This is a genomic window from Virgibacillus byunsanensis (assembly GCF_042675965.1).
Lineage (GTDB): Bacteria > Bacillota > Bacilli > Bacillales > Amphibacillaceae > Virgibacillus_R > Virgibacillus_R byunsanensis.
This window is the reverse complement of record NZ_JBHTKJ010000053.1, coordinates 51,791-60,736: the sequence shown is the minus strand read 5'-3', so window position 1 is coordinate 60,736 and position 8,946 is coordinate 51,791. Positions and strand designations below refer to the sequence as shown.

The following is an 8,946-nucleotide window of genomic DNA, read 5'->3' as shown; positions in this document are numbered from 1 at the left end:
TAAGGGCTTCTAAGAAAGCAAAGTACGCTTACTAAGAATTCCTTTAACGATAAGCCAAGTTTTCTAAAGAACTGTTTATTCCAGAATTCATTAAGAAACAATCTCGGAGATACAAAGAGGCTGTATAACTTGAATAAAGTTATGCAGCTATTTAAATCCATTCTTATTTAATCAGGTATTACAGCATTATATAATGAATTCGGAGTATTCTTGACAATCAAAATTTGAATTATCATCCTTTCTTATTTGATAAACTTCAAGTATATTAATTCTAGAAGTAGATCAGTATAGTAATAGATAGAAGACACTACTATTAATTAAAAAAGGAGAAAAAACTATGGCTAACGAAAGAGTAAAATCGCAAATATTAGAAACTGTTGAAAACCAACTAAAAATGGAGGACCCTATATGCACAACGAAAACCTATCAAAGATTAAGGGAATCAGGCTATTCGGGGAATAAGGCAAAAGAAATGATTGGTGCAATTTTGATAGAAGAAATGTACTTAATTATGAAGGATCATGTTCCATTTAGTGAGGAAAGATATGCCAAAAAGTTATCTGATCTAAAATAGTAAATCTCATTTATCATCATCAGACAGAAGACGCCCCCTTCAAGCGCGGGAAGGACTTTAGCCGGATAACTTGTTGAAGGGCTTCATTTAAAAAACGAGATTAATCATAATTACAAACATATATAGCGGTTCTTTTAAAATTTAAATTAACTCAGCAGTTTGATAGTTAACTACCAAATACGTAAAATTAATATAGCTAAATGATAAATAGAATAAAGGAGCTTAACTATGCAAACAACATTTATTGAAAGAGTACATCCTTTCCTTAACTATGAAGAGGCTGTTGTTCAAGATTTTGCCTTAGGGTTACTGGAAGAAAGCTATCTAGCAAATGAAAAGACATTACCGATTGTATTAGAAGCTAATAAAAACCGGAATTTGCAGTTTGTGGATAAAATAAAATTTCCAATGTCGGAAAATTGTTTCCTAGAATTGCTTCATCAAATAAAAACGTTGAACAAAACATCTAGGGATTATAAAACCGCACTTACTTTAGTGATGAATAGTCCGATTCCTTTTCTACAACAGTATAAAGAACACATTATTCCTTGCTTTAATAATAAACAAAGGAATTTATTTCACGACCTTTTAAATCTAGCTTCACTTTCAACGAGTGAACTTTTTGACGAACTAAAAAATTACGCTGATCAAATAGGAACTCGATATGATAACAAAAGCTTTCAAGTTGCGGGGAAAATTATCGAGTTATTATCCTCTCGGAACGATTGGGATCGAAAAATGGTTGTGAGGGTATTAGAGCAAGAAGAACAAGAAGATTTTGTTTCTATTTATGGAATTTTCTTTGTAATGCTTGCTGGAGAGACCAGAATGCAACAAATGACACCTACTTTAGTTAAACTTCTTTTTAATGATCTAGACCAAGATGTGTTAGTGGAGGAAGTAATACAATCCTTGGTTAAAATAGGTGGAGACGAAGTTGTAGACAGCCTGATGCCGTATGTTAATGATGAAGAAACCGGACCTTTTGCATTAGATGTGGTTAAGCAGATTAAGAGTCCCTACGCTGAAGAAATGTTATTACAGTTGGTAGAAGAAGTAGCGGTAGAGCCAGTCCGCACATTAATTGCTGATGCTCTTTGTATGCAACTTTCAACAAAGGCTATTCCAATCATTGAAAAAATTATTGATGGTGAGTATGCTGGTTGGTACGTTGATCTACCGGAGTCCCTGTACTGTAATTGTATGATTAATGAAATTGATCATCCAAAGCTTCAAGAATGGAAAAACGAAATCACAGAAATGGGTTGGAATGACGGTGATTTTGAACTATTTCAAGGAATAGGAGAAGTTACTGAACCTATTCGAAATGAGCAAAAAGTAGGTAGAAATGAACCGTGTCCTTGTGGAAGTGGGAAAAAATTCAAGAAATGTTGTGGAAAATAAATGCCCGGCTCTCGGTACCTAAGTGCTAACGTACTAGGGGCCGGACCTTTATATCAAAAATTTACAACATGGTAGTATAATTAAAAGCATCTACATAAATACTCCCCCACTTAATTACCCTAAAGGGCTTCTAAAAGTGGGGGGTTATAACGTGTCGATCTCGGGGGACGCTTAACGTTAGTGGAGTACCCAAGCAAGCATGAATAAGATTATACTAGCTTTTATCCTCTAATTTAAAATTAAAATGACATACGCCTTCTTTTAGGACGTATTGGTCATGTTCCACTTCAAAATCAGGGTTGAATCCTTTAGCAACTGCAGGATCGATCATCTGACAATATAATATACCATATTCATGCATACCATCATCAGCCCATTGCTGACCAAAAGGACATTGTGTAAAAGTTTGCTCGATCACATTTTCTTTAAAGATAGTTTCAAACTCAAATAGATCACTGCGCCCCATATCATAGTTAGATAGATAATTGTCAATTGTATTTGGCTTATTGAAATGTTTAGCACGTTCTGCAATACCTGTTCCACGCTCTTCTCCAAAAGTCCTAACGCCTTCCTTTATTGCGTTTTGACCCTCTTCACCGAATGAATCAACAACTGCTTTGGTAACTTGAGCAAACATCTTAGCCATTAATCCATAGATTGTTGTATCACCATATTGATTAACACTGTCAAATTTATCTGGGATATATGCATCTAAAACATGCTCTTCTCCTTCGCGAGTTGCTTGCTCAGCAATATCATATGCATCTTTATATCCAAATTTTTCAAGGCCGGTTTGTATTAATTCTGTACCTTTTAATCCAAATGAAGAGCTTACTGACTTCTCTATATGTGTAAAAAGTTTTGCTGTAATTCTATACATGGATAAAGGTGGTATTGGTTTTTTTTGATTTTCCATAGAATACCTCCTAAAGTAATATTCTTGAATTTAACTATTATATACTATACTAAGTTAACATTCAAAAAAAATGATTAATTATATAAGTAAACGGTAAAATATTTTAATATATTCATATATTGGTGTGCGGGGGATTAGTAAGCTGTCAACAAGACGCTCCAATATGGTTTGCAGCTTGTTAATAGGATTTGCTGGATTGTATGCTCAGGAAGAATCGGCTGTTACCGAAACGAGAAATTTAAAAATAATTATAAAAGTAAAGAGACAATATTCCCTTATGTCAGTACCATTTATCTACTATTTCTAGTACTTCCAAGTTATAATAGACTGCGACGTAACTTTATGTGACGGTTAACCTACCGCTACGGAAATACACTTCGCTTTCACCCATCCGGGTACAAGTGAGACATCTGCTTCGTTTCACTGCGCAGTGTCTTCTACCCGTGGGCAGCTGATGAGCCTCCTCGAGCTAACGCTCTGCGGGGTCTCAACTAGGCCTCTGCTCCCACAGGATAAGGAAAGCTACATAGCTAGACATCGCACGCAGAAAATCGGTTTGTATTTTCAAGGAGTCTATGTGTATTTCCTCCACTGTTATTTCCGTTACTGTCGTGGGACTGTATCTGTATTAATAAAACACCTTACCAGTCAGGGTGAGCGGAGGGCGGTGACTCCTGCGGGAACAGCACGTGTCCGAAGACCCCGCAGAGTGGTTTTCTCGAGGAGGCTGAGGCCGTGCCCGCGGAAAGCATCCGTCCGTAGCGATCCCGGACGGCGGCAATAGAAGTAAGCCTAAAGTTACGTCGCAGTTTACATCAACTATGAAGATAAAAAAGCAACAATGCGTTCGAGAACAGCCATAAATTAAAATACACCCACAATAGGAATCTGTTGTGGGTGTATTTGGATAAGTTATTTTTTTCTTTTATTATAGTAATAACGCTATACAAGTAGTAGCTGTCATTATACCGAATTTCTAAGGTTCCTGACTTAATCCACGTCCACTATGATCATCGCCTTGGGATTCGACATACAGTCTTCTGCTTGGTATTGCAATGGAAACTTCTTCATTCTCTAAAATTTCCAATATTTTAAAGTTAATTTCTTCTCTAACATCTAAGTATTCTCCCCAGGCAGTAGTATTCGTGAAAAAGTATAAGAAAATATCTAACCCATCTTCTTTATATTTATCAAAGGTAACAAAGATTGTCTCTTGATGTATGTCAGAGTGATTCACAAGTAGATCCTTTATCTGTTTAACAACTTTCTCTATCTTGTCCTGAGAAGTATCATAAGTTACTCTTATGCTGAATGTGATTTGCCTTTTACCCATTTCACTCCAGTTCGTAATTGATTCGTTAGCGATAGTGGCATTGGGTACTGTTACAAGAGCATCAGCAAAAGTTCGTACCCTTGTGCTTCGAAACGTAATATCCTCCACAGTACCTTCCACACTAGGGGTTTCAATCCAATCTCCAATTGTAAAAGGTTTCTCGGTTATAATAACAATTCCGCCAAACAAATTACCAATGGCATCTTTGGCAGCTAGCGCGAATGCAAGTCCACCTAGGCCAAGTCCTGCAACAAACCCGTTCACATCATAATCAAACTCCTGGGCAATTACGGTTATGCTTATTGCTACAACAATAAAACGTAATGCCTTTGATAAGAAAGGGATTAATATGTCATCAATATCAACTTTGTATTTTTCTTCAATTTTAAAAAATATAAGTGAAGATGAAGAGGATAAATTAAACAGTCCCCAACCTATGATAAAGATAACAGATGACCTTATTATGTTAAGAAATAATGGATTTGATTGTTCCAAATAAGGGAAATAATCTACAGCAATATAAATACCTATTATAGTGAAGAGCCATCTTACTGGTTTTTCATAGGCTATAAATATGTAGGAAAAGAAATCGTTTGGTGCCCTTTTACTGAGTTTTAACAAAAGCGTAAAAACATATTTTGCAAATATTTTCCTGAACAATAAGAACAGCAAAATAATACCTATTGAAATTGAAATATCTTTTACGTAATCGTAAGAAAAAAATAATTCCCAAGACCATGTCATTTTACCTAATCCCTCCTGACTATCCTTTATCGTAACATATACTTTTATTTTAGCAGATAAGAAAGATAAAACTTTCTTATCTGCATAAGTGCAACTAGGTATTTCGCCATAAAGACTTGCACTCCAAAGCATAAGGGCTTCTAAGAAAGCAAAGTACGCTTACCAAGAATCCCTTTAACGAGTGCCAGTTTTCTAAGATTTTTCAAATCAATTATATCCTATTTAAATTAAGGACACTATAGTAGGGATGAGTTTATCTTCTAAAACAAGGGAATGGTTGCTAATGAATAACGAGTTAAAGAATTACACTGGTGAAGATATCGATGTACAATTTCATAAAGAGCGGTGCATCCATGCTGCAGAATGTGTGAACGGATTACCGGAAGTTTTTGATGTAAAGGAGAAGCCTTGGATAAATGCTGATGGAGCTTTTGCAGATAAAGTAGCAGAAATTGTGGAGCGCTGTCCCAGTGGGGCTTTAGAATATGTTCGAAAAGATGGTGGTGTTCATGAAACCCCGCCCCACAAAACCATAATTGACTATAGAGAGAATTATGTTATGTATGTGAAAGGGGACTTAGAAATTAAAAAAGGAGACGAAGAAATTAACGCTATAAGAGCCTCACTTTGTGGCTGTGGTCATTCACACAATAAACCATTTTGTGATGAGAGTTATGAATGTGAGTCATAAAATATCTTTGTTATACTTAAAAAAAAGGGAGGAGTTACCATGACTACTATAAAGAAAGGTAAAAATAAATTTTTTGTAGGAAACGATGAAACTAATCCAACAGCAGAAATTACGTTTATACCTGTAGGTGAAGCCCAAATTGATATTGACCATACTTACGTTTCAGAAGAGTTGCGTGGCGAAGGTATGGCAGGTAAATTAGTTGATCAGGTTGTTACGTATGCCCGAGAAGAAAGTAAGAAAATCACCGCTACATGTCCCTATGCTAAAGGAAAGCTGGAAAAAACCCCCGAATACCAGGATGTGTTAGCTGAATAACTGTCAAAATAAAAGGCCTAAGCAGGTCTTTTTTAACGCCATTTTAAATAATGATCATGATAATGTACATACACCTCATCTGTTTAATAGAATGATAGTTCTGTTCCATAAAAAAATATACTAAATTTTGCGTGTCTGGGAGTATTTTGTAGTATAACAGCGTTATTTTAAAAGAAAATAGACACAATTAGGCAGAAGCTGATATATAACAATTTATACTCTATTATAGTTGTATACATGAATTTGAAAAGTTTGAATACTGTGAGAAAATTATACAATACGTTATAAAAATAGTAGGGGGTAATTTGAAAGTGAAAAAGAAAATAACATTATTACTTATTGCAATTATTTCTATTGGAGTACTTGTGGCCTGTGGAACAAGTGAAAGCGGTGGCGATGGAGATGGTGAAACTTATTCAGTTGCAACCGATTCTAATTTCCAACCGTTTGAGTATAAGAACCCTGATACAGGTGAAATGGAAGGTTTTGATATTGAATTAATCGAAGCTATCGCAGAAGAATCCGGGTTTGACATTGAATTTGAAACAATGGAATTTGATGGGTTACTTGCTTCCATGCGAACCAGTAAAAATGATATAGGTATCGCTGGTATCTCTATTACGGAGGAGCGCGAGGAGTTCATCGATTTCTCAGACAAGTATTATGATTCTGGTTTAATCCTTGCTGTACCTGCGGATTCTGATATTGAATCAATAGAAGATGTAGGTGGATTAACAGTTGGGGCACGTCAAGGGTCTACAAGTAACGACTATTTAAAAGATAATACGGATGCTGAGGTTGAGGCATATCCAGAGATTGTAACTGCGTATATGGATTTGGAAAGAGGACGTCTGGACGCAGTGTTATATGATTTGCCAAACGTACAGTATTATATTAAAGAAAATGCTCCAGATGAATTAAAAACAGTAGGTAACGTACTAGAAGGTCAACCATATGGAATTGCATTACCAGAGGGATCTGACCTTGTTGATCCAGTTAATGAAGGGTTAGCAGCGATAAAAGAAAATGGAACTTATGCAGAGATCTATGAAAAGTGGTTCGGTACAGCACCACCTGAAACAGAATAATCAACTAAATAGACTAAAAATCAAGCGTAACAAGTCATTGCTTGTTACGCTGTTTTATTAAGGAGAGATCTAGAAGAATGATCTATACAACGTTTATGGATTCAGCATATGTTCAAAGTTTGCCATTTTTAATAGATGGCCTGAAAATTACCGTAATGATTACAGTTATTGGTCTGTTCTTTGGGATGATTATTGGATCCTTAGCTGGTTTGGGGAAACTCTCTAAAAACAAATTTATTCGAGGGTTTTGGTCGGTTTATGTCGAGGTTGTTCGAGGGACACCGATACTGGCACAAGCACTATTTCTTTATTATGGTGTTTCCGAAGATTTAATTGGCTTAAATATAACTTCCTTTACTGCAGGTGTTATTGCAATTGCAGTTAACGCCGGTGCATATATTGCTGAAATTGTCCGCGGTGCCGTATATTCTATTGATAAAGGGCAGCATGAAGCAGGACGGTCAATGGGGTTAACTGAAAATCAAACAATGCGTTATATTATTTGGCCTCAAGCTTTTAAGCGAATGATCCCCCCTCTTGGAAACCAATTTATTATTAGTTTAAAGGATACATCCGTATTTTCTGTTATCGTAGTACACGATGTCGTGTTTATGGCAAAAGAATATTACAATACTACATTTGAAATATTTGAAACACTCGTCATGGTTTGTTTACTTTACTTATGTATCACGGTGCCAACAGCACTCTATTTAAACAGACTAGAAAGGAAGCTGGATGTCTAAATGATTACAGTAAAAGAATTACACAAATCGTTCGGTGATTTAGAGGTATTAAAAGGAATTGACGCTAAAGTAGATGAGAGTGAAGTGGTGTGTGTGATAGGGCCCTCGGGCTCTGGGAAAAGTACTTTCCTTAGGTGCATCAACCTTCTTGAGGATATAACTGCAGGGGAAATTACGATTGACGGTGAAATGTTAACGGATCCCAATGTCAATATTAATGAAGTACGTTCTCAAGTAGGAATGGTATTTCAACATTTTAATCTATTTCCACATAAAACGGTTTTAGAAAATATCACGCTCGGTCCAACTAAGGTGAAGAATCTTTCTGAACAAGAAGCTAAAGACGTTGCCCTGCCACTTCTCGATAAAGTAGGATTGTCTGATAAAGCAGATGATTATCCTGATAGTCTTTCGGGTGGGCAGAAACAACGTGTGGCTATTGCTAGATCACTCGCTATGAATCCTAAAGTTATGCTGTTTGATGAGCCTACTTCTGCTCTTGACCCAGAACTTGTTGGAGATGTTCTTGAAGTAATGAAAGATTTAGCTGAAGAAGGTATGACTATGGTTGTAGTTACTCATGAAATGGGCTTTGCTAAGGAAGTGGGAGACCGTGTATTATTCATGGATGAAGGAATTATTATGGAAGAAGGGGATCCGCAACAAATTTTTGACAACCCTCAAAATCCTAGGACCCAATCATTCTTAAGTAAAATCTTATAAATTTAAACACAAAGGCAAATACTATACTTGAACTAAAAATCATAAATTGGAAAGTATAATAATAAGGTCTTTATGATGAAACTGATAAATGACTCCAGAATTGTTCTGGAGTCATTTTATCTTTAATCCCCATTGATAACTTCCATGTATAAGTGACACTGTAATGATAAATTTTGTAACATTATAAATAAATTAGCTTTTAAGGGAGTTAGGGTTTTTCAGAATAATATATAACATTATAGCTGATGTTAATGTCGTTTACACAAAGCTGCATATTCCTTTAGAGAGTACTTAATATTCATTAATAATTGCATTATCTAACCTTAGTTCGAAAATATTTTTAGATGACGGTTATGAATTTAATTGTAATGTAGAGGTTGATTAACGCCGGTAAATGTATGTGTTGAATAAT

At 35.7% G+C, this 8,946-nt stretch carries 9 protein-coding genes; 7 read left to right on the top strand and 2 right to left on the bottom strand.

The genetic code is table 11. The annotated features are described in order from the left end of the window. Window positions 1-337 precede the first annotated feature (337 nt). Both ACFQ3N_RS16700 and ACFQ3N_RS16695 read left to right on the top strand, forming a co-directional pair. Window positions 338-574 carry a hypothetical protein gene (locus ACFQ3N_RS16700; protein ID WP_390363692.1) on the top strand — a complete coding sequence of 79 codons (237 nt, stop codon included), beginning with the start codon at window positions 338-340 and terminating at the stop codon, window positions 572-574. A 228-nt stretch (window positions 575-802) separates the two neighbouring features. Next, window positions 803-1,978: an SEC-C metal-binding domain-containing protein gene (locus tag ACFQ3N_RS16695; protein WP_390363690.1), complete on the top strand. Its 1,176-nt coding sequence runs from the start codon at window positions 803-805 to the stop codon at window positions 1,976-1,978. Window positions 1,979-2,192: 214 nt separating this feature from the next. On the opposite strand, the gene ACFQ3N_RS16690 is transcribed toward ACFQ3N_RS16695, so the two are convergent. Both ACFQ3N_RS16690 and ACFQ3N_RS16685 read right to left on the bottom strand, forming a co-directional pair. After that, complete coding sequence (locus ACFQ3N_RS16690; protein WP_390363688.1) at window positions 2,193-2,894, bottom strand: L-2-amino-thiazoline-4-carboxylic acid hydrolase; 702 nt, start codon at window positions 2,892-2,894, stop codon at window positions 2,193-2,195. A gap of 976 nt (window positions 2,895-3,870) precedes the next feature. After that, window positions 3,871-4,971 carry a mechanosensitive ion channel family protein gene (locus ACFQ3N_RS16685; protein ID WP_390363686.1) on the bottom strand — a complete coding sequence of 367 codons (1,101 nt, stop codon included), beginning with the start codon at window positions 4,969-4,971 and terminating at the stop codon, window positions 3,871-3,873. Between the two features lie 283 nt (window positions 4,972-5,254). Between ACFQ3N_RS16685 and ACFQ3N_RS16680 the strand changes: the two genes are divergently transcribed. The 5 genes from ACFQ3N_RS16680 (at window position 5,255) to ACFQ3N_RS16660 (ending at window position 8,534) form a co-directional block, all read left to right on the top strand. Next, the gene (locus ACFQ3N_RS16680; RefSeq protein ID WP_390363684.1) at window positions 5,255-5,662 is read left to right on the top strand and encodes a (4Fe-4S)-binding protein; all 408 of its coding nucleotides are present in this window, start codon (window positions 5,255-5,257) and stop codon (window positions 5,660-5,662) included. A 39-nt stretch (window positions 5,663-5,701) separates the two neighbouring features. After that, on the top strand, window positions 5,702-5,980 hold the full coding sequence (locus ACFQ3N_RS16675) for a GNAT family N-acetyltransferase (RefSeq protein ID WP_390363681.1): 279 nt from the start codon (window positions 5,702-5,704) through the stop codon (window positions 5,978-5,980). Between the two features lie 311 nt (window positions 5,981-6,291). Next, window positions 6,292-7,068, top strand: coding sequence for a transporter substrate-binding domain-containing protein (locus tag ACFQ3N_RS16670; protein WP_390363679.1), 777 nt, complete (start codon window positions 6,292-6,294; stop codon window positions 7,066-7,068). Between the two features lie 77 nt (window positions 7,069-7,145). Next, entirely contained in the window at window positions 7,146-7,811 is a 666-nt protein-coding gene (locus tag ACFQ3N_RS16665) for an amino acid ABC transporter permease (RefSeq protein ID WP_390363677.1), read from the top strand. Next, window positions 7,812-8,534 (top strand): amino acid ABC transporter ATP-binding protein, encoded by a 723-nt coding sequence (locus tag ACFQ3N_RS16660; RefSeq protein WP_390363675.1) that lies wholly within the window; start codon window positions 7,812-7,814, stop codon window positions 8,532-8,534. The last annotated feature ends 412 nt before the right edge of the window (window positions 8,535-8,946 follow it).